The following is a 22,101-nucleotide window of genomic DNA, read 5'->3' on the forward strand; positions in this document are numbered from 1 at the left end:
TGCACTGCTGCCGATGATTTTCATTGCTGCCGCCTGCCGTACCCGTGATCATTAAAAACATCTGGTACCTTGTCCGCGCTCCATCCTCGAGGAAGCGATCTCCCGTCTCGACGATGCCGTGCGTCGGCTTCGGTCCGGCCAGCTGGCGAAGCCGGAATAACCCGGTCGCAGAGCGTGTCCCCTGTCCATAAGGACGTTCCCACGCCCCTCGCGCGCCGCGCGAGGGGCGTTGCTGTCGGCCGCAGACGTCATTGCGCAAGCCTTGACGACGCTGTGATCTTCCGGATTGCTTGCGGCAGCCCGGGCTTCCGTCCAAGCTCCCCGGCAGCTTCCAAGCCTTATCCTATTCGGCATTGACTATCGGTTTCCGCGGCGTTAAACAGCCGGCACAAGGGTTCCGCCGCATGTCACAAATTCGCAATATTCCCGGAGTCTGCGCCTATTGCATTCCCTTTCCGGCAGGTGTAAGATAAAGCCATGAAGAGATTGTGATTTATTTCACAACTTATTGCGGCGGTCTTGCCCATCCCAACCACGCTGGCCGAACTTATCCGGCCGAGGCCTCTCTCACACCGGCTCGTGGAAGCAAGGCCGCAGCTTTATCGGCTAGTATGTGATTTATTTCACAATCAAATCGAATTAAACCTTCCGGGAGGAATTCACGATGAAAATAGCCGTTATTGGATGTACGCATGCCGGCACCGCCGCCGTCAAGACGATCGCCGCCGAACACCCTCAGGCCGAAATCACCGTATACGAACGCAATGACAACATCTCGTTCCTGTCCTGCGGCATCGCCCTCCATGTGGGCGGCGTCGTGAAGGATCCCGACAGCCTGTTCTACAGCCGGCCGCAGCAGCTCGCGGAGCTCGGCGTCACGACCCGCATGCTGCATGAGGTCGTGCAGGTCGACACGGCGGCCAAAACGCTCGCCGTCCGCAGCCTCGAGACGGGCGAGGAGTTCATGGACAGCTACGACAAGCTGGTCGTCACGACCGGCTCGTGGCCCGTCGTCCCCCGTATGGACGGCATCGGCCTCGACAACATTCAGCTGTGCAAAAACTATTTCCACGCCAAGGAAATCATCTCGCGCTCGAAGGAAGCGCGCCGGGTAGCCGTCATCGGCGCCGGCTACATCGGCATCGAGCTGGCCGAAGCGTTCCGGGAGCTCGGCAAGGAAGTCGTCCTGCTCGACAATATGGACCGCGTCATGGCCAAGTATCTGGATGCCGAGTTCACCTCCCTGGCCGAAGAGGAGCTGGCCGGGCATGGCATCCAAACGGCCCTCGGCGAGATGGTGACCGGCTTCGAAGGGGAGGACGGCCGCGTGCGGCGGGTGATGACCGCCGGCGGCAGCTACGAAGCCGATCTCGTCGTGCTCTGCATCGGCTTCCGCCCCGGCACGGACCTGCTGAAGGGGCAGATCGACATGCTGGACAACGGCGCCATTCTTGTCGACGATTACATGCGCACGAGCAACCCCGACGTGCTGGCGGCAGGCGACAGCTGTGCTGTCCGCTACAACCCTACGGGCAAGCAGGCGTACATTCCTCTGGCCACCAACGCGGTGCGGATGGGAACGCTCGTCGGCAAAAACCTGCTGGAGCCGCTCGTCCGCTACCGGGGCACGCAGGGCACGTCGGGCATCAAGCTGTTCGATCTCAACATCGCCTCGACCGGCATGACCGAGGAAGCTGCCATGGCGGCGGGAATCGCCGCGGCCGCCGTAACGGTCCGCGAAGCCAGCCGTCCGGAATTCATGCCCGACTATGAGGATGTCCTGCTCAAGCTTGTATACGAATCGGACTCGGGACGCATACTGGGAGCACAGGTCATGTCGAAAGCCGATCTCACGCAGGCCGCCAATACGCTGTCGGTATGCATCCAGAACCGGATGACGGCGGAGGATCTCGGCTATGCCGACTTCTTCTTCCAGCCGCATTACAACCATCCGTGGAATCTGCTCAACAAAGCGGGCCATGCAGCCGAACGCCAGAGAGCCGAGGCCGCGGCGGAAGCGGCTCCTGCAGATGAAGCCCAGCCCAAGGAAGGCGTCCGGAAAACCGCATAAGCTGCTCCGCCGTATTGTCAATGCAGCCGGGAATAAGGTATAATCGGTGCAAAGACAAAGGCAATGCTACCCGCTGAAAAGTAAGGTACAACCTCGCGAGCAATCTTCGCGCCCGGTTGTGCCTTTTTTTTGCATGTGACTTGCTTTTGCCATCTCTAGGGAGGCTTGCGCCGCATGAATCTTGAGTCCATTCTCCACCGCCCGAAGGCCAACTGGGCCTACGGCTACGACACCCGCACCATCCATATCCGCCTGCGCACCAAAAAGGACGATATGGACGAGGTCATCCTCGTCCATGGAGACAAATACGCCTGGGACCGCACCGTCTCCCGCCTCGTCATGAAAAAGCTGCCGAGCGACGACCGCTTCGATTACTGGCAGGCCGAAGTCCAGCCTTCCCTGCGCCGTCTGCGCTACGCCTTCCTGCTCCGTTCCGGAGGAGAGGAGCTCTATTTCGAAGAGAAAGGCTTCCGCGAGGATGAGCCGCTCGACCCGAACGGCATGTTCGACTTCCCGTATTTGAACGCCATCGACGTCTATGCGCCGCCTGCATGGGTGAAGGACGCCGTCTTCTATCAGATCTTCCCGGAGCGCTTCGCCAACGGCGACACCTCCAACGATCCCGAAGGCGTGCTGCCTTGGGGCGGCGTGCCGAAGCCGGACAACTTCTTCGGCGGCGACCTGCAAGGCATCATCGACCATCTCGATCATCTCCAGGAGCTCGGCATCACGGCGATCTACTTCAATCCGATTTTCCAGGCTACGACGAACCATAAGTACGATACTTCCGATTACATGAAGGTCGATTCCCACTTCGGCACGAACGAGCTGCTGAAGCAGCTTGTCGACGCCTGCCATGAGCGCGGCATCCGTGTCATGCTCGACGCGGTGTTCAACCATAGCGGCAAGGAGTTCCTGCCCTTCAAGGATGTGCAGAAGAACGGCGAAAAATCCAAGTACGCGGACTGGTTCCATGTCATGGAGTGGCCGATCGCGGTCAAGGACGGACTGCCGACCTATGAGACGTTCGCCTTCGAGCCGCTGATGCCGAAGCTGAACACGGAGCATCCGGAAGTGAAGGAGTATCTGCTCGGCGCGGCCAAATACTGGATCGAGGAAATCGGCATCGACGGCTGGCGCCTTGACGTCGCCAACGAGGTCGACATGCACTTCTGGCGCGACTTCCGCAAGACGATCAAGGCCGTCAATCCGGATGCCTATATCCTCGGCGAGATTTTCCACGACTCCTTGCCTTGGCTTCAAGGCGACCAGTTCGACGCCGTCATGAACTACCCGCTCACCAAGCTCGTCGTGGACTACGCCGCCAAGGGCGTCATCGACGGACAGGTATTCGCCCACAAGATCGGCGAGCTGTTCGCAAGCTACCCCGACCAGGCCAACGAAGCCGCGTTCAACCTGCTTGACAGCCATGATACCGAGCGCCTGCTGACGCTGTGCGGCGGAAGCAAGGACCGGATGAAGCTCGCTACGCTTCTCCAGTTCGTCTTCCCCGGAGCGCCTTGCGTTTATTACGGCGACGAGATCGGCCTCGACGGCGACGGCGACCCCGATTGCCGCAAATGCATGGAATGGGACGAGGACAAGCAGGACCGCAACCTGTTCCGCCACTTCCAGCAGCTGATCGCCATCCGCAAGGAGCATCGCGCGCTCCGCAGCGGCGGCACGCTCTGCTTCGTCCATGCGGCCGAGGGCGACAATCTGCTCGTCATCGAACGCAAGGACGAGCATGACCACTTCCTGATCGCGGTCAACTCGGGCGATGAAGCCGCTTCCGCCTTGCTGCCTGTACAGCAAGGCCTTTGGACCGAGCTGCTGGGAGGCGCGAATCATGCCGCTGCAGCCGGCAAGCTGAAGATCGAGCTGCCTGCTCACGGCTTCGCGCTGCTGCGCTCGGCGCCGCATGCGAACCCGGTCGTCGTCGGCCTGTAAGCAAAACCAGGTGAGCCAGGGCGATGCGATCGGCCAGCTGTCCGGCGGACCGATCGCAGGATGGATCGGCAGCAGGTACGCCATCCGAGCTTCGCTGGCAGCGTCTGTTGTCCTGCCCATGCCGGTGTTGGCCTTGTATGCCCGCATCCGGCGGATCCCGTAAGCAAAGGCGTCCCGTTCCGTCCTGATGACGAGAGCGGGACGCCTTTTTCGCTTCAAAGTCTTTTCCATCCGTCGGCGACGCTTTGTCCATGCTTGGGCGTTGCTCAGGGCATGGTTCATCCTTTATCCCTATATTCTTACATTTTATTCCTTATTATATAATTAAATCGAAATTATCCCCCTAAGGAGGTTTTAGCTTGAACTTCTACCGGACAGGCATGCTCTCCCTTCTTGTCGGCCTTTTTGTCAGCTCCGTCCCTATGGCGATCGCTGCGCCGGACGCCAGCCCCAATTCCGCTCTTCAGGCAGCTGCCGCTCAAACGGTGCAGGATTATGTGCAGAAAGCCTATGCCCCCTATTACACCATCGACGCCTATGATTCCAATGCCAAGTCGTTCAGCATCACGGATGGAATGCTCCGCGCCCAAATCGACATTCATCTGGTTAAAACGCTGAGATCGAAGTCTGTAGAGGAAATTCCCTACGTGCAGGGCCTCATGAAGGGAGCGGAAACGCTCAAGCTGTCCAAAGACCGGAATGCCGCTCAAGCCGAGAGCTACGTGGAAAAGAGGAAAAAGGAATTCGAGGAATACATTGGCGCCAAGCAGGAGCAAAACGACTCCTTCCTGCTCACGGCTCAAGTAAAGGATGGGGCTATTGAAGCTTCCACGTTGAAGCTGGAGTTCCAGAACGTGGAGGATTGGATTCCAGCGTCTGCATTCGTGCCGGCATCGCCATCCGCCCTTGCGCTGAGCGGAGAACGGGATTTGTCCGCAGCCGCCTCGGATTCCATCTCCGTCAAGCCCTCGGCAGCCGCAGCGGCCGTCACCTACGACCGTCTGGCCGCCCGGGATTACGCCAACAAATGGACTTCCGAAAGATCGCCGGGAGACCCTGATCCGACTAAATACAATACCAAAGAGTACGGCACGTATTACGACAACGACTGCGCCAACTTCGTCTCGCAGGCGCTGAAAGCGGGCGGTATCCCGACCGATACGACTTGGAAGCCTTACACGATCGCGTGGATAAATACCGGACAAAATAGAGATGACGGACTTATGGATTACATGGTCGGAACCAAGGGGTATTTCAAAAAAGCGACAAAAACGACCACTGCGGCTGGAGGGATCATCAATGATATTCAACAAGGCAACTCCCATGTCATGATGGTTGTCGCCAATGACGGGACAACCATGACTTACAGCGCCCACACGACGGATCGGTTGAAGCACTCTTTCGCCACTTTCTCAACTTCTGCATATGAATTCTATGTTTTCAATTCCTAAGCGGAAACGGGCCAAGGGGGGAGGCGAAAAGCCTCCCCCCTTGGCCGTACGCCCGCCTGCAGCCTACTTGATGAACTCAAATGTCGACCAGAAACGGAAAGCTTCCTTGGCCATTTTTTGATAGGCATCCGTTTCTGTCTTGTCCTCTGGATCCCACTCCACATCCGTTGGAGGCGCAAAGACATATACCTGACCCTCCAGCTCGCCAAGAACATGAAGATTGGCATATTCGCCGATCACATTTTCTTTGTTGGCTTCCCATTCTTCTTTCGGCCTTGTGGAGATGGCAAAAACAATGCCTCCAAAACGGCTTTTAGGCACTCTTGTAAAGGATAAGATATCCTTATCAGCAGCCTTTTCGACCTCAAATGCATTCTTCCAGCTCAGCGGCATCGCCAGAGTGAACTTGTATGGCTCGTTTCGATAGACAAACACGTTTTCGCTCCGGTCATAGCTTTGCTTGTCCTTCGGCGCCGCTTTCAGCTCCGGCAGCCTCTCCTTCAGACGCTGGATGAACGTGACGGCCTCCGCCCGCGTCAAAGGCTTCTCTTTGCCGTAACCGGCTACCGTTTTCCGGCTCTGGCCGCTGGCCAGATCGGTGTCGAGCAGGTATTGCACGGAGTCGTCCTGGCTATAGTTCCGGCCGGACGCGTTGACTGCCAGGCTCGCCGCCTGGCCGCGGGTCAAGACGCCTCCTGCAGGGAGCAGCTTCCACCCCTTGCTTTTGGCATAGGCCGCATAAGCGGAATCCCACGGAGAGCCTGAGCCGGGCTGGTTGACATCCGCCGGCTGATAAGCCCGTACCAGCATCGCCAGCCACTCGCTCTGGGTGACGCTTTGAGCGGGGTGAAAGCTATGATCGGGATAACCGGTTACGATTCCGTCTGCGACTGCTTTCTGAATGCTGTCATAAGCCCAGTAGCTTTTCTTCACATCATTAAAGCCTGCTTCCGCAGCCATCGCTTGGCCCGCAATAGAGGCGAAGAGACCAAAAGCTGCCAGCATCGCTGCCAAACGTTTCTTATTTGAATTCATCCTTAACCCTCCATGGCTTAAAAGTGGGCAATGCCTCCTGGACCGGATGGTTCCCTGGTGTACAAACAGCCTCCCGCTCTTCGTGATGAGATGGTGACGCTTGCCGGACCGAGCTTGGTTTTCAACCGCTTGATGAGCTTCAAGACGCCGCTCGGCTGAATAAACCCGCCCCACAGCTCGGCGGCAAGAGCATGCTTGGTAATAAGCTTCCCTTCATGACGGATGAAGTACGCCAGCAGGCAGGCTTCCTTCTCGGAGAGCTCCACCCGCGTTTCCTTTCCGTCGCCTACCCAGCATTGTTCGGGATGAAAAACCATTCCGCAGCCTACATCCATGACACCGCCGGCAATCGAAGCCGAGGACCTGCCGACCCGTTCCATGGCCGAGAGATTCTCCTCTGGCCACGGCGGCAAGCCGGGCCGCGGCTGATGAAGAATTTGTCCGACTCCCGCATCATGGGCCATGGCGGCTTCTTCGTTGGACAGCGGCTCCGGAACCATCAGGTAGGTTTCGATGCCAAGCTCCAGCAAACTCTTGAGATGATTCCATTCCTCCTCTCCCATACGGTCGACGACGAAAATGACAAGGGTGTACTCTCCTTCCTCCAGCAGCTTGCTGGCCGAATAAAGCATGCAGACGGCTTCGCGAAACAATCGGCACAAAAACTGTCCCTTCTCGAATCGGTCTGTGACCACGGCGATGGGCATCTTTCGACTCCCTTCTTCGGCTCGCCGGCTTAGTCCGTTCTTTTGACGCCGCAGCGGCCTTCTATGTTTCTCTCTCAACATAAATTTTTTTACTAATAATGTTAATAGGACCAAAAAATCAATTTCATTGAAATCAAGTTCTAAAGTAGTAGATGCCTAAACAGAAACATATTGTTAAATAATGGATTCAAAATTCCGAAGACCGACCTCGTTCTCTGCCGATACCGGAACGCAAGCCAAAAAGGCGCAAAGCGGCGATGTTTCGCCTGCCGTGCACCCTTTGGAGGAGCAAGATATGACTTGCCTGTACGGATATGCCGAGCCGAGCGACCCGCCTGTCCTTCACGGCATTATTTCGCTTCTTGATCGTCCGTATCGCCTTCCTCATCCTCTTCCATGAACCAGAGCGGGTCCATGTTGTCCTCTTCGCCGTTGTAGTTGATGAAGACTTCATCGCCGGCCTTGATGTCCGTATAGGCGAAGAAATCGAAGCTGTGCGTGTCGAAGTTGATATCGTACGTGGCGTTGGGCGTATACGAGTGATTGAACAGGCTGCCGAAACCGAGCAGAATCGCCGTATGGTTGGCGCCGTAGTTGTAGACGTAATCATCGAGGATCGTTTTTTCGATATGCTCGTGATCTTCATTGGGATAGGGAATGACGGGAGCGACATGGATCAGCTCGCCCTTCTTGATGTCCTGCGTGGCGAAAACGCCCCGCCGGAATTCTCCCCCGCTGATCGGCGAGGTTTTAACTTCGAGCATGCCTGTCACCTGTACCTTCCGAAATAAGTTGAAGCCGGATGTCCGGCGCGGGGATTCCGCGGCGAAGCCCTGCAAACGACCGGCTTGAAAGCCTAATTGTACCTTAAGGCCCCCATGATCGGCAAATACGGACAGGACCGCGGGCGCCAGCGCCTGCGGTCCTGTCCGTGCTTGTACGTGCATAAGGATTGGCCGTTCAAGACAGCTGTCTATCCAGGCTTGTAAAAGCGAAGCCATGCTGGCGGAACGCTGCTGTCTGCCCCGGCCAAACCAAAGTTATTTCAGCACGACGGTGCTGTATGGAGCCATCTCCAGCACGCCTCCGGAAAGCCTGCTCTCCGGCGAAGTGCCATGCGCGACGGCGCCATAGGCTGCGGCCGTCGCCTCGTCCAGCTGCACCTTCCGGACCGCGCCCTTCAGGTTGTGGACGACCAGCACCCGCTCCTTGGCGGTCAGCCGCTCGTAGCTTCGATGCCGTCGCCCTTCACAGTCGACGGCGCAATGCCGCCATCCCGGAGAGCGGGCTCAGCCGCGCGCCACTGAATCAGCATCTTGTACAGGCTCAGCAGCGAGGAAGGATCCTTCTCCTGCTCCTCGACCGTCACGCCCGAGGAGGCCGGATTCGCCAGATCCTTCTGCCAGGTCGTCTGGCCCTTGCCGCTGCCGGCGGAATGCCAGCGCATCGGGAGCCGCTTGAATTCGTCCCGCCCGGCGCCCTTCATGCCGAGCTCGTCGCCATAGTAGACGAACGGGTTGCCCGGCAGCGTCAGCTCGATCTGCGCCGCCATCCGCGCATGATCCGGACTGCCGGCTGCGCTGGCCAGACGGTCGAAGTCATGATTGCCGATGAACAGGCCGTCCACGAAGGAGCCGTCCGAGCTTTTCTCGAACGCCTTGTAGACCCGGTCCAGGCTGCCGGCGATGTCCGGCGCGCGCTCGGCGGCGACCGCGCTGCGGATGGAATCGTTCAGGTTGAAGTTGAAGGAGGAATTGAAGGCATGATCGAGATAAGGCGCGATCGTGCCCGGGCCGTCCCACACCTCGCTGATGAGATAGGCGTCCGGATGCTTCTCCATGATGCCCGTCCGGAATTCCTGCCACCACTTCTTGTTCTTCACCGCTGTCTGCGGATCGGACTTCGAGGTGTTGAAGTCATCGTAGATATGCTTGGCCGCGTCGATGCGGAAGCCGTCCACGCCGGCGCTGAGCCAGAAGTCGGCGATCGAGACCATCTCGGCGCGCACATCGGGATTGTCGTAGTTCAGGTCGGGCATGCCTTCCCAGAATACGCCGAGATAATGGCTGCCGTTCTTCTCGTGCCACGCTTGGCCGTTGGTCGCGCTCACCGCTGCGGGCTTCTCGATGCCTTGGTCCTCGGCCCAAGTGTACCAGTCCCGATACTTGCTGGACTTTCCTTTTGCGGAGTCGATGAACCATGGATGGTCGGTGCTGCTGTGGTTGGCGACGAGATCCATGATCACCTTGATGCCGCGCTTGTGAGCTTCCGCCAGCAGGCGCTTCATATCGTCCATTGTGCCGTAATCCTTGTTGACGGCGCGATAGTCGGTCACGTCGTAGCCATGGTAGCTCGGGGAAGGATTGATCGGCATGAGCCAGATGCCCTCCGCGCCGAGCTCTTTCACATAGTCCAGCTTCTCGGTGACGCCGTTCAAGTCGCCGATGCCGTCTCCGTCGCTGTCATAGAACGAGCGGACGAAGATTTCGTACCACACCGTGGAGGGCTGCTCGTCTACGGCGGCGGCTGCGGGAGAGGCCGCTGGAGATGCAGCCGGAGCCTTGCTTGGCGCAGGAGCGCCTCCAGCAGCGTTCTCCGCTTCCTTGCCGTTGTTGGCGTGATCGGAATTCATGCCGGACCCGGATTCGCAGCCGGACAGCACAGATGCCGCCAGAATGCCTGCGGCAAGCCATTTCGGCCAGCTTTTCATCCTTTGCTCGCTCCTGCGGTGAGGCCGTCGACGAAGAAGCGCTGCATGAACATGAACAGAATGGCGATCGGAGCCGCGATCAGCACGGAAGCCGCTGCGAACAGCGTGAAGTTGCTGTTCTGCATGGAAGAGATCTGCTCATACAAGCCGACCGCTACCGTGAAGTTTTCCCGGGTGCGGAGAACCATTTTCGCGAAGATGAAGTCGACCCAAGGACCGACGAACTGCGTCAGCGCCAGGTAGGCCAGCATCGGCTTGGAGAGAGGCAGCATGATGCGGAAGAAGATCGTCACGTTGTTCGCTCCGTCGATCCGCGCGGCTTCGTCGAGCGACCTCGGAATCGTATCGAAAAATCCTTTGGCCAGGAAGGCGCCCATGATCGGGGCTCCCATGGAGTAGACGAGCACAAGCGCGAAATGCGTATCCATCAGGTTCAACGACTTGAGCAGGATGTACAGGGCGATCAGGCTCATGAAGCCCGGAAACATGCCCAGCACGAGGACGACGGACAGCACGTTCTGGCGCCCCTTGAAACGGAAGCGCGAGACGGCGTAGCCGGTCAGCAGCACGAGCAGCGTGCCGAGCACCATCGTCATCAGCGCGATTTTGAGCGTATTCATGTACCAGTCCGCGAACAGGAAGCTCTTGGAGGTGAACAGCTCCCGGTAGTGGTCCAGGGTGAATTTTTCCGGAATCAGCGTTTTGCTGTACAGGGATTTGCCCGGCCGGAAGGAAGCGAGAATAACCCATATCGACGGGTAGAGCACGCATACGCAGGCGATGGCCAGGAACAGGTAGCTGAAGGCAAGCCGGAAGACTTTGCTGGTTTTGCGGTTCATTGGATCATATCCTCCTCCCGGAACGAACGGGTTCTGCGGTAATTATAGATCGAGATCGATGCGACCAGGATGAAGATGATGATGCCGATCGCCGAAGCGAACGCGTATTGGTTCTGATTGAGCGTCAGCTTGTAGAGCCAGGTGACGAGCAGGTCGGTCGCGCCCGCATATTGATAGTCGCCCTTGACCGGGTTGCCGTCGGTAAGCAGGAAGATCGCGTTGAAGTTGTTGATGTTGCCGGCGAACTGGGTGATCAGGATCGGCCCCGTCGAGAAGAGCACCATCGGCAGCGTCACGATGCGGAACTTCTGCCACATGCTCGCTCCGTCGACCTCGGCGGCTTCGTACATATCCTTCGGAATGGTCGTCAGGATGCCCATGATCAGCAGCATGGAGACCGGAATGCCGACCCACATGTTGACGATGATGACGGTCGCCTTGGCCCACATCGGATCGGTCAGCCACGGCACCCTGCCGAGTCCGAAGTAGCCGAGGTACTGGTTGATGGGACCGAACTGGCCATTGAAAAGGTTGCGCATGACGAGCAGGGAGATCATCTGCGGGATGGCGTACGGGAGAATCAGGATCGTGCGCCACAGTCCCTTGAGCTTGATATCGGACTGCTGGATGATCAGCGCCACGAGGAAGCCTCCGAAGTAGGTCGTGACCGTCGAAAGCACCGCCCAGATGATCGTCCAGATGAAGACGCCGTAGAACGTATGGCTCCATGTCTTCAGCGTGACGAGCTTCTTGAACGTGTCGAAGCCCACCCAATCGACCAGGCTTGCCGGCGGAAGGTGGTTGGGCGCGGAGAAATTCGTGAACGCGAGCATGATCATGAAGATGATCGGCATGACGGTGAGGAACAGGACGCCGATGCCGGGAATGACCAGAAACGCCTCGGCGAACTTGTTGTCCCGGATATAGGCAAGGGATTGGATGAAGCTGTTCGGCTTGCGGCCGGCTTCGATCTGGGAACCCACTTTGTAGGCGTCTTTAATATTGAGCACATAGACGAGCAGGAACAGAGCAAACAGCAAGAGGACAATCAAACCATCGATCAGCAGGATGGTCGAGTTGTCTCCCATGATTTTCTTGCCGATGTTGCGTTTGGTTTCGCCAAGCGTCCAGATTCCCCAGACGGCATGGCCGAGCTTGCTTGCAAAGAACGGTACGGCTGCCGCTTCGACGGCGAGCAGAATGAGTCCCTTGATCCATTGCCGGTTATAGAGCTGGCCGAGGCCCGCGCACAGCAGAGACAGCAGGGCTGCCATTCTTCCGCGCGCAGACGCCTGCGGCTTCTCTGTTTGTACAGCCGGTTGATAAGACATCATGCCTTCTCTCCTTCTCCTAAAATGAAGGTTCACGCCTTCCGCGCGCACGGAGGCGCGCGGGGCGGCGTGAACCTTTCTTTTGTGTATTTCTATCTCTGGCCTTGGCCTCGGCTGCCGCCGAGGAGAGCTTTAGCCGTTGCTTGCGATGAGCTCTTCGATTTGCTTTTTCGCGTTGTCGAGAGCGGCCTTAGGATCCTTGTTGTCATTCCATACCGTCGTGAAGGCGGCTTCCATCGGAGACCACACGTTGTTCATTTCCGGAATGTTAGGCATCGGCTGGGAGTTCTTGAACTGCTCCATGAACCCGCTCACGTACTCGTCGCCCGTAATTTGCGGATCGGCTTGAGCTTCCTTGTTCGTCGGAATGGAACCGACCTTGGAGTTCAGCAGCAGCTGGGCTTTCTTGTCGGATGCGAACTCGGCGAACAGCTTGGCTGCATTCGGGTACTGGCTGTAGGAGCTGACGTACCAGGCTTTGATGCCGGAGAAGGATACGGCCGGCTTGCCTGCGACCATAGGAATCGGAGCTACGCCCAGCTTGTCGCCGAGGGCTTCTTTGTACGTGCTCAGTTCCCAAGGACCGTTGATGTCCATCGCCACGTCGCCGCCGGTGAACAGGCCGCGCTTGATGTCAGGATTCACGTCGCCGGTTTTGATCGGCAGGATGGCTTTCAGGCTTTGGTAGACCTTCATGCCTTCCAGGGCGCCGTCGTTGTTCATGCCGAGATCCGTCTTGTCGGTGCCGTTCTTGCCGAACAGGTAGCCGCCGGTGGAGGCGATGAACGGATAGTTGAAGTAAGTATTGCCTGCTTCCCACATGAGGGCGTATTTGTTTTTAGCCGGATCGTTCAGCTTGGAAGCCAGGGCGATGACGTCGTCGAAGCTTTTTGGAGCTTCGGGAACGAGCGATTTATTATAGTACAGGGCATAGGTTTCCGCAGCGCGCGGGTAGCCGTACAGAACGCCGTCGTAGCTTACGCCTTGAATGGAGTTTTCCGTGTTGTTCGCAGTCGTTTCCGCACCGAACTCTTCGTTCGGCAGGATCATCTGTCCCGTCACCGCGCGGCCGAGGTGGTCATGCGGGAATACGATGACATCGGCGCCGACGCCGGTAGGACCGTCCGTCTGGAGGCGGGTTACCTGATCCGTCGTAGCGACTTCGTCGATCTTGACCGGAATGTTGTATTTCGCCGTGAATTCCTTGGCGATCTCGTCGGTGAATGGTCTCTCTTCTTTACTTTCCCATACGAGAAGGCTCGCTCCCTCTTCAGGCTGGATGGCCGGAGCATCGGCCGTGTCTCCGCCTGTGTTTCCTGCAGCGTTGGCTGCCGGTTCGTTGACAGCTCCCGTGTTGCTTTCCGTGCCTGCATTGTTGCTGCTATCGTTGCCGTTGCCGCATGCGGCCAGTGATACGGACAAGGTGCATACCGTCGCGAAGGCGGCGAGCTTTTGCCATCTGTTCATTTTTTACTGATCCCCTTCCAGCTGGTTCGATGATATTCCGATTGCGCCCTCCTGCACTCCACAATATAGGCGTCCATACGTTGGCATTTCCCTACAAAAGCGCAAACGTTTGTACGGAAGAAGAGTCTTCTTACCTATGAAATGCCGATTTCCGAACGATTGCCTGTTTGAAAGCGCTTCAAGTCAATCGGATTGATTCCATCATACCCGCCGCCTCATTCTCTTGTAAAAACGTTTGCACTCTTGTTTTCGGGCAATTTCGTTGGGAAACCTTTGGGAAACCGGTTTTTCGCTCCCTTATTCTTAGGTTTCCTTCTATTTGCTCGAAATTGCTGTAGAGGGGATAACCATGCACCTCTGCCAGGTGTCGGTGTTGGTGTCGGCTTTGGTGTCGGTGTCGGCTTTGGTGTCGGCTTTGGTGTCGGCGTTGGCTTTGGTGTCGGCGTCGGTACCGGCGTTGGCGTCGGTGTTGGTGTAGGTGTCGGTGTTGGTGTTGGTGTTGGTGTTGGTGTTGGTGTTGGTGTTGGTGTTGGCGCCGGTGTCGGTGTTGGTGTTGGCGCCGGTGCGCTGACATACAGCTTGCCCGGAGCCTCCGTTACGGCGGTGTTGCCTGCCGCATCCTTGGCCGCAAGGACGATGATGCCCCCCTGCAGCTGAAGGGCGGAAGAAGTCGTATAGCTTCCAGCGTAATGGCCTGGCGACGTCTCCGTCAGCGGGAAGCCGCTGCGGGCCGGCGAGCTTGCCGCCGCGGGCAGCTCGATCGTGAACGAGGCCGTCAGTCCCGGGCTGCTGTCGAAAGCAATCGCGACTGATTGGCCGGATTGGATATGGACGTCCTGCGCAGGCTGGATATTCGTCAGCTCGGGCAGCTTGCGGCTGACATAGACGCTGCGGACGACCGTACTCTCGTTGCCGGCCAGATCGGAAGCGGTGACCGTAATGGCATTCGCGCCCTCTTCGACCAGCAGCTTCTGCGTGAAGCTTCCGTCGGCTTTCGGCTGAACCTTCTGCCCGTTGACGGTAAGCTGGTTGAAGAACTCATCTGCCGCAGTGCCGGTTACCGTTACGGTCTCTGCGTTCGTCACGGCACCATCGGCAGGGGATGTCACGGCCAGAGCCGGAGGCGTCCGGTCCAGAACGACTGTCACCGGCTCCGAGCGGTCCGTCGCTTTGCCGCCGATCACCGCTTCCGCCGTAAGCACATTCGCTCCGGCGTGGAGGGTGACGGGAACGCTGAACTTCTTGCCCGCTACCGTTCCCGTTCCGCTTGGCTGGCCGTCGTTGTAGACCCGGATCTCGGCGCCGTCGGCTGCCGATGTTCCGGACACGGCAAGCTCGGCATTATTCGTATACGTATTCGGTGCCGGGGCCGTAATTACAGGAGCATTTACGGCGTAGCGCACCTGCGCCCGGATCATATAATTGCCTTCCTCGACGGGAGACGGGCTCCAGACGCCGCTGACCCGCTGCCAGCTGCGCAGCGCGTTTTTGCCGCTTTCGTCCGTGCCGAGCCCCGGAGAGCTGAGACCTGCATTGGGTTGGATATAAACGATGTAGAAATCGCCTGTTACCGTAATAGGCTGGGCAAGCGTCACCGTCGTCCACTGATCGTTGCGCAGGGCGGTTCCGTCATAAGGTCCTGCCAAAAGCCTGCCCGGCGCTCCTGCGGAGCCCGATGCATCGTATACGGCATACTTGAACGCCGTTCCTCCCGGACTCGGGAATTCCGTGTTCCAGAACCGGAGCGACGCTCCCGTCACCTGGGCGGCTCCGCCTTCCGGCGTAAAGCGTACCGCCCAGGCGTTGTTCGCGGCGTTGAACGCCCTGGCGTTTTCGGCCGTTCCATCATCGTAGGCGATTTCGCCCGGGAAGCCGATGAACGGCTTCAACAGGACGGCCAGTTCCACCGCCTTGTTGGCCGGCACCGCGACCGAGACCGTTTTGCTGTAATAGTCTCCGCTCTGCACGGAAAGGGTGTATGTCCCTTCAAGCAGGTCGAACGTAAAGGTTCCGTCGGCTGCGGTGCGCACAGGCGCGACGGCCGCATCTTCCAGAACGGCGACCACGGCGCCGGAGATCGGCTCCCCGCTCCGCTCGTCGCGGACGACGCCATGGATTTGCCCGTGCGGGATCGCTTCCAGGCTGAAGCTGGCCTTGGCCGTGCCGCCGTCCGTAATTTCGACGGGCTTCGTTTGCGGATAGTAGCCGTACGCTTCGGCTTTCAGCGTGTAGCTTCCAGCCACATGGGAGAAGGAGAATTTGCCGGTGGCGGGATCCGTCTTGACCGAGCGCCCCGTCTCCAGCACGGTGACCGTCGCGCTCGCCGGAAGGCTCTGAATGCCGATGCTGCCTTGATCAGCCTGCGGCTGAGCTTGAGGCTGCGCCTGCGGCTTGAAGCCGGCTTCGTCCGTATGGCCGACTTTCAGCAGCGGGGCTTGGACCGAGTTCTTCTGGCGGCCCGGAATCGCCGCGGCTGGGGCATCGCCTTGCGTCTGCAGGGAGGCTGACGTATCCAGAATGCGGAAGTCGTCCAGATACCATCCCGCCTTGACGACGCTGCTGTCCGACTTGAGCCGGAACCGGATCTGCACGGTCGAGCCGGCATAAGCATCCAGATTGTAGACGACCGGCGTCCACTGCTTGCCGGCGGTGTTGTCGGAGAAGCGCAGCAGCTCCGTCCAGGATGCGCCTCCATCGCGAGAGGCTTCCACAAGGCCGAAATCATAGCGGCCCTCGATCTCGTACCAATGATTGAACGTCAGCGACGCATGGCCTGCCCCGGTCAGGTCGATCGGCGGCGATACGAGCGAGTAATCGGCGCTCGACTCATAGGTCGAATCCAGATCCGTGCCCCACACATTTGGAGGCGAGGCTGCCGCAGCAGGTCCCGGAGCCGTTGGAATACCGCGTTCCCATTCGTCCTTCGTGCCGGAATGGGTCCAGCCGTTATCCGTATCCCCGTCGAAGTCATCCTCGTACAGAATGCCGGCCCTGCTGACCGACACGGTGACGGGATCCGATTTCGGACCGATGTTGCCGCTGTAATCCTGCGCCGATACGGCATACGAATACGTCGCTTGCGTCGCCGTAACCGTATCGGTGTAGGAAGCCGCCGGCGATATGCCTATCTGCTCGTAAGAGGAGCTTCCCTCCGCCGCACGGTAGACCACGAATTGCTTGAGGTCCTGGTCGGCCGGAGGCGTCCACGTCAGGCGGACATTGCCGAGCACGTCGGCTTCGCCTGCAAGGCCTGTCGGCGCACCGGGAGCCTGGCTGTCCGGTCCGTCGATGGAGATGTCGTCGAGATACCAGCCGGCTTTGTTCTGGGTGTTGTCGCTCGACAGATTGAAGGCGACCAGAACCTGCTGGCCTGCATACGGAGCCAGGTCGATGAGCTGGGTTTTCCAGCCTCCGCTCGCTCCGGTGAAGGATGCAACCGGCACGAATTCATGGTTCGTGCTTGCAGCGGAGATATAGACGGTTCCATTGTCATAGTTGGTCTCCAAGTCGTACCAGTGCTTGAAGCTCAGGACGGCGCCCTGCGGACTGTCCGTCAGGTCGATCGGAGGAGCGAGCAGATAGGAGTTGGAATTCGAGGCATAGGTGCCTGTCAGATTGGTCGCGGCGACCTTCTGCCCCGAAGCGGCTCTGCCCGGTCCGCTGACCGGCACGCCCCATTGCCATGGAAGGCCTTCGCCGCCGGTGGAGAAGCCCGTCCAGCCGCTCTCGAAGTCCTGCGTGTAGCCAGGCTTCACGCCGTCGCTGACATCAACGGAATAGACCTGCGATTGAATGCCGTTATTGCCGTAATCGTTGACTCGGATGTAATACTCCAGTCCGGCTTTCGTCACGAGGAATGCCGGAATCGAAGCCGAGTAGACTCCGTCCTTGTAATCGCCCGACACTCTCTCGGCAGGAAGGTATACATACGTCTGGGTTCCTTTGGCCCGCGCGAATACTTCGACCGAGCTCACGCTCACATTGTCGTAGACATGGGCGGTGATCGGAACGTCGAAGCCGGTGAAGGCCGTCGTTACGGGCACATGCTCCAGCACGGGCTCCTCCAGATCGTCCCCGCCGGTCACGACTTTGCCCGATACGGTTCCGATGCCTTGTAGAACGGAGCCGACCGCGTCCAGCGCGTTGATGACGCCATGCCCGTAGCCGTTGTTGGGACTATTGGGATAGGCGCTGTCCGTTCTCGGAGTCGCCGTATTCATGATGATGGACTCCAGCTGGTCGACCGTCAGGGAATGGTTCGCCTGCAGCAGCAGCGCGGCCAGAGCGGTCGTATGCGGTCCCGCCATGGACGTGCCGTTCCAGCCTCCCTCATATCCGCCCGGAATCGAGGAGCGGATGTTGACGCCCGGCGCGGACACCTCCGGCTTGATCTCGCCGTATGGCGACGGACCCCGCAGCGAGAAGTCGGCCAGGTTGTCGGAGATGTCGGTCGCTCCGGTCGCGAACGATTCCGGATAGTTCGCCGGATTGGCGACCGATCCCGGTCCGCCCGGGTTTGTCAGCGTCGTGTTGCCGGCCGAGAACTCGGGGAAGATGCCCGCGCTTCTCCATGCCTGCACGATCGGCCGGAACCACTCGTCGATGCCGGCGCCTCCGCCCCAGGAGTTGTTCACGACGTCCGGCGCAAGCTCGGGATGCAGATTTCCCTGCGCATCGACCGGAGCGAGCAGCCATTGGCCTCCGTCCAGAATGATGCTGTCGGTCGTATCCGGATTGAAAATCCGGACGGCGATCCATTTCGCTCCCGGCGCCACGCCGATCTGGTTGGAGCCGTCCGCTTCCGAGCCGACCATCGTTCCCATCGTATGGGTTCCGTGGCCGTCGCTGTCCGAAGGCAGCGAAGCTCCGCTATGGGGATCGTACCAGCTCAGCTCGGGATGGACGACGGCGCCGGATGCGTCCAGGCCGCGCCATTTGCGCTGCAGGGCGGGGTGGGTATAATCCACGCCCGAATCGAGGTTGGCGACGACGATGCCGGTCCCGTCGATGCCCTGGGCCCATACCTGCGGAGCGTTGATGCGGGCGATGTTCCACTCCACGCTGCTCGGAGCGGCAGCCGTCTTGGCTCCAGCCTCCTTCTGGACTCCGGCGGCCGGCTGCGCCGCTGTTCCGGCGCCGGGCGCCGTCACGTCCGGCTTCACCTCGGTCTTTTGCAAATAGCGGGTTTCGTCGGGTAGCACCTTGTCGACCCCCGGAAGCTTGGAGAGCTCCTCCATGACCTCCTTCGTGCTCGTGACCGCCAGCGCGTTGACGATGAAGTAGCTTTTGTAGCTCTTCACTTTTCCGCTCTTCTGCGCTTTCTCCAAGTAATCGTCCAGCTCCGATTGAGTCTGCAGGGCGGTATCCCTAAGCGTGCTGACGACCGCGCTGCGGGCGGACAGCTTCGCCGCGGACAGCGTCGCCTTTTGCAGCGCAGCCTTCTGCAGAGCCTGCTTGGACACCGATGCCGTATCGACCTGGGCCTTCATTTTGACGAGATAAGTGACGTATTCCGACTGTCCGAACTGCTTGAGCAGCTTGCCGTCCACCTTGGCAGCCGCCGCTTTCTGAATGGATGAATTGCGGTCAAGCTTGTCCGAAGCTACGGAGCCTGCCGCGTGGATCGGCTCCAGAAACGAAAACGTCAGCAGGACGGCCATCAGGACAGCCATCGGTCTCTTGCCTTTCTTTCTAAAAATCAAACTTAACCACTCCCTATACTTGGTTTAATGGGATCAGCTATCTGCTGCCGCCGCCGGACGGCGGTCGAAATCATCACCCCCTTCAAAAGGATCGGATTGCGTCCAGCTGTAGTTCGAAGCATCGCGCAGGATGTTAGCTGCAGGAGCCGATGACAGAAAAGCAGCGCTGGAAGCGGGAGCTCCTGGGGGGATGGCTGGAGGGAGGCGGATCAAGGGCCGGGCACGACGGCTGCGCGAGCGAAATGCGGATCTATCCGAATCATGCCGATTGACAAGGAATCTTGTCTTAGAATAAAGCAAGTATAGTCTCGTATTTTCGGATTCACAATCGAAATTTTTGGAATTTTCTTACTAATACTGAAATTGATTCCCAAGTCCCTCTCCCTCTAGGAAATAGAACATAGGCATCATTCGACAAGGCCGGGATCTCCAGCAAAGCCGAAGGCCGATATGCCCATCCTTCTTTTCCCTTGCAGTCTGGCGGGCATGCCTCCTTCGTCCCGGTCCTCCTCCCGCTCGCGCCCGGCGGAAAATTCGGGTACACTTTCGCTAGAGAGCTTGCAGCACACGATCGGAGACGGGAAAGGAGAATAGGGGGATGGAGAAGAGCTTTTACTATAGGGTCGTTCCCGCTTCCGAAGAAGGCGCGGAGATGCCGCTGGAGGTTTTGTTCGCAGGAGAGAGCCAGACGAAGCCTGGACATCGATTGGGGCCGAAAGTGCATGATTTCTATTTGCTTCACCATGTGCTGTCGGGAAAAGGAGAGTTTCTATGCCGCGGGACCGTTCACCGGCTCGAAGCCGGCCATTCCTTTCTCATCGAGCCCGGGCAGCTGGTCTCTTATCAAGCCGATTCGGCCGACCCTTGGTGCTACCGCTGGATCGCCTTCCAGGGACCATGGGCGCCGCATGCCGCCGCGGCCGCCGGGTTCGACATCTCCTCTCCGACAGCGGATACGGGACGCTCCAGCACGCCGAGGCTTGCGCTCACAGCGGMAGCTTTTTCAGCACGGACAGCTGCGTGCGAAGCGTATCCCCGGATTCCATGGCGGCGAGCGTTTCCTTTGCAAGCTCCGCGATGCGGGCGAACTCCTCCTGCACGAAGACGGTCGTCATGTCGACGCCGAGCTGAGCCTTTGCTCCGCCCTGGAGCGAAATGCGCTTTTGGGTGCGGAGGACGGCGCTTTCCATCGCAAAGATCGAGATCATGATGTCGGCCAGGTTGCTCAGTATTTCCTGCTCCTGATCCAGCTTCATCTGGTACTTCTGGACGGCTCCGGCGCCGGCCATCAGGAAGATTTTCTTGGCGTTGGAGAGCAGATGAGCTTCCAGCTCCAGCGTGCCCTCGAACTTCTCGCCGAGCGAGGAGCGCATTTCCAGCAGCTCGCCCTGCAGCTTCATCGCTTTCTGCATGAGAGGCAGCTCGCCCTTCATCGCGCGCTTGATGAGCGTGCCGGGTATGAGCAGCCGGTTGATTTCATTCGTCCCCTCGAAGATGCGGTTGATGCGGGAATCGCGGTAGATGCGCTCGACGCGGTATTCCTGGGTGAAGCCGTAGCCGCCGTGGATCTGCACGCCTTCGTCGGCGACGAAGTCGAGGCCTTCGGATGCGAACACCTTGTTGATGGAGCATTCCAGCTGGTATTCCGCGATCGCCTTGGCCGACTGATAGCCGACGTCGGCAGCGGAATAGTCCACGTCGGCGAGCCCGACGTCGAACAGCCCGGCCGTGCGGTAGACCATCGACTCCATGACGTACGTGCGGATGTTCATGTCGGCCAGCTTCTTCGCCACGAGCGGGAAGCTGCTGATCGGGCGGCCGAACTGGGTGCGTTCATTCGCGTATTTGGCCGAGTATTCGATGGCGTCCTTGGAGGAGCCTACGCAGCCGACGGCGAGCTTGTAGCGGCCGATGTTGAGGATGTTGAAGGCGATCAGATGGCCCTTGCCGACTTCCCACAGCAGGTTTTCGGCCGGCACCTTGACGTCTTCCAGAATGAGCGGACAGGTCGAGGAGCCTTTGATGCCCATTTTCTTCTCTTCCGGACCGATGCTCACCCCTTCCATCGAACGCTCGACGATGAACGTGCTGAAGTCCTTGCCGTCCACCTTGGCGTACACGATGAACACGTCGGCGAAGCCGGCGTTCGTAATGAACTGCTTCGTGCCGTTCAGCACGTAATGCTTGCCGTCCTCGTCCAGGACGGCCGTCGCTTTGGCGCCGAGAGCGTCGGAGCCGGAGGACGGCTCCGTCAGGCAGTAAGCCGCGATCAGCTCGCCGGTCGAGAGCTTGGGCAGGTACTTCTGCTTCTGCTCTTCATTGCCGAAATAGACGATCGGCAGCGTGCCGATGCCGACATGCGCGCCGGCGGAAAGGGCGAATGCCGACGCCTTCGTCATTTTCTCGCTGATCAGCGTGGAGCTGACCTTGTCGAGGCCGAGACCGCCGTAGGCTTCCGGCACATCGGCTCCCAGCAGGCCGAGCTCTCCGGCCTTGCGCAGCTTTTCGACCGTCAGCTCATAATTGAGCTTCTCGATCGCCTCGTCGACAGGCGCGATCTCGCCCGCGACGAAATCCTCCGTCGTCTCGGCGATCATGCGCTGCTCTTCGGTCAATTCTTCCGGGATGACAATGCTGCTCGCGTCGATATCCTCGATAATGAAGCTTCCGCCCAGCACTTTGCTTTTGGTCGTCATGATAATCGCTCCTTGGAATGGGTTGATTGATGAGCCATGCTGCCCTCGGATTTCCCCGCCGCAGAGACGGCCGCCAGCGGAATTCTGCTCCGCCTCGGCCGGCTGGACGCCCCGGTGCAGCATCCCTTGCCTGCACTCTACC

15 protein-coding genes and 1 pseudogene are annotated in these 22,101 nt (G+C 59.1%); 5 read left to right on the top strand and 11 right to left on the bottom strand.

Translation table 11 applies throughout. From position 1 onward, the window contains the following. On the bottom strand, nt 1-316 hold a 316-nt coding region (locus BN871_RS28755), incomplete at its 3' end, for a hypothetical protein (RefSeq protein ID WP_232312756.1). 348 nt (nt 317-664) lie between these two features. Between BN871_RS28755 and BN871_RS01795 the strand changes: the two genes are divergently transcribed. From BN871_RS01795 to BN871_RS01805, 4 genes are all read left to right on the top strand, one after another. Then, complete coding sequence (locus BN871_RS01795; RefSeq protein ID WP_083436184.1) at nt 665-2,071, top strand: FAD-dependent oxidoreductase; 1,407 nt, start codon at nt 665-667, stop codon at nt 2,069-2,071. A gap of 174 nt (nt 2,072-2,245) precedes the next feature. Beyond that, entirely contained in the window at nt 2,246-4,021 is a 1,776-nt protein-coding gene (locus BN871_RS01800) for an alpha-glycosidase (protein ID WP_048744061.1), read from the top strand. Nucleotides 4,022-4,031: 10 nt separating this feature from the next. Continuing rightward, the gene (locus BN871_RS27345) at nt 4,032-4,184 is read left to right on the top strand and encodes a hypothetical protein (RefSeq protein WP_021881060.1); all 153 of its coding nucleotides are present in this window, start codon (nt 4,032-4,034) and stop codon (nt 4,182-4,184) included. Nucleotides 4,185-4,380: 196 nt separating this feature from the next. Further along, nucleotides 4,381-5,472 carry an amidase domain-containing protein gene (locus BN871_RS01805; protein ID WP_021881061.1) on the top strand — a complete coding sequence of 364 codons (1,092 nt, stop codon included), beginning with the start codon at nt 4,381-4,383 and terminating at the stop codon, nt 5,470-5,472. Between the two features lie 63 nt (nt 5,473-5,535). On the opposite strand, the gene BN871_RS01810 is transcribed toward BN871_RS01805, so the two are convergent. From BN871_RS01810 to BN871_RS01845, 9 genes are all read right to left on the bottom strand, one after another. Continuing rightward, a complete protein-coding gene (locus BN871_RS01810; RefSeq protein ID WP_048744065.1) occupies nt 5,536-6,507 on the bottom strand; it encodes an S-layer homology domain-containing protein in 972 nt (323 codons plus the stop codon). Between the two features lie 17 nt (nt 6,508-6,524). Further along, the gene (locus BN871_RS01815) at nt 6,525-7,214 is read right to left on the bottom strand and encodes a helix-turn-helix domain-containing protein (RefSeq protein ID WP_021881063.1); all 690 of its coding nucleotides are present in this window, start codon (nt 7,212-7,214) and stop codon (nt 6,525-6,527) included. Nucleotides 7,215-7,564: 350 nt separating this feature from the next. Then, complete coding sequence (locus tag BN871_RS01820) at nt 7,565-7,978, bottom strand: SET domain-containing protein (protein WP_048744127.1); 414 nt, start codon at nt 7,976-7,978, stop codon at nt 7,565-7,567. Between the two features lie 276 nt (nt 7,979-8,254). Further along, complete coding sequence (locus tag BN871_RS28760) at nt 8,255-8,416, bottom strand: hypothetical protein (protein ID WP_021881065.1); 162 nt, start codon at nt 8,414-8,416, stop codon at nt 8,255-8,257. Nucleotides 8,417-8,430: 14 nt separating this feature from the next. Next, the gene (locus BN871_RS01825) at nt 8,431-9,924 is read right to left on the bottom strand and encodes an alpha-amylase family glycosyl hydrolase (RefSeq protein WP_232312757.1); all 1,494 of its coding nucleotides are present in this window, start codon (nt 9,922-9,924) and stop codon (nt 8,431-8,433) included. Continuing rightward, the gene (locus tag BN871_RS01830) at nt 9,921-10,763 is read right to left on the bottom strand and encodes a sugar ABC transporter permease (RefSeq protein ID WP_048744067.1); all 843 of its coding nucleotides are present in this window, start codon (nt 10,761-10,763) and stop codon (nt 9,921-9,923) included. The genes BN871_RS01825 and BN871_RS01830 overlap by 4 nt, the downstream gene beginning before the upstream one ends. Further along, a complete protein-coding gene (locus BN871_RS01835; protein WP_048744129.1) occupies nt 10,760-12,094 on the bottom strand; it encodes a carbohydrate ABC transporter permease in 1,335 nt (444 codons plus the stop codon). The genes BN871_RS01830 and BN871_RS01835 overlap by 4 nt, the downstream gene beginning before the upstream one ends. A 132-nt stretch (nt 12,095-12,226) precedes the next feature. Next, a complete protein-coding gene (locus BN871_RS01840; protein WP_048744070.1) occupies nt 12,227-13,561 on the bottom strand; it encodes a maltose ABC transporter substrate-binding protein in 1,335 nt (444 codons plus the stop codon). Between the two features lie 215 nt (nt 13,562-13,776). After that, nucleotides 13,777-19,263, bottom strand: a complete 5,487-nt coding sequence (locus BN871_RS01845) for a S8 family serine peptidase (protein ID WP_083436186.1) — start codon at nt 19,261-19,263, stop codon at nt 13,777-13,779. A 652-nt stretch (nt 19,264-19,915) separates the two neighbouring features. Here BN871_RS01845 and BN871_RS26475 point away from each other — a divergent pair. After that, a pseudogene (locus tag BN871_RS26475) lies at nt 19,916-20,134 on the top strand (AraC family ligand binding domain-containing protein); the annotation flags it as partial. A gap of 115 nt (nt 20,135-20,249) precedes the next feature. Here the strand turns inward: BN871_RS26475 and BN871_RS01850 are convergent. Then, on the bottom strand, nt 20,250-21,959 hold the full coding sequence (locus BN871_RS01850; protein WP_083436189.1) for an acyl-CoA dehydrogenase family protein: 1,710 nt from the start codon (nt 21,957-21,959) through the stop codon (nt 20,250-20,252). Between the last annotated feature and the right edge of the window lie 142 nt (nt 21,960-22,101).

It is taken from the genome of Paenibacillus sp. P22 (assembly GCF_000469945.2).
In the GTDB taxonomy this organism is placed as follows: Bacteria; Bacillota; Bacilli; order Paenibacillales; family Paenibacillaceae; genus Paenibacillus_O; species Paenibacillus_O humicus.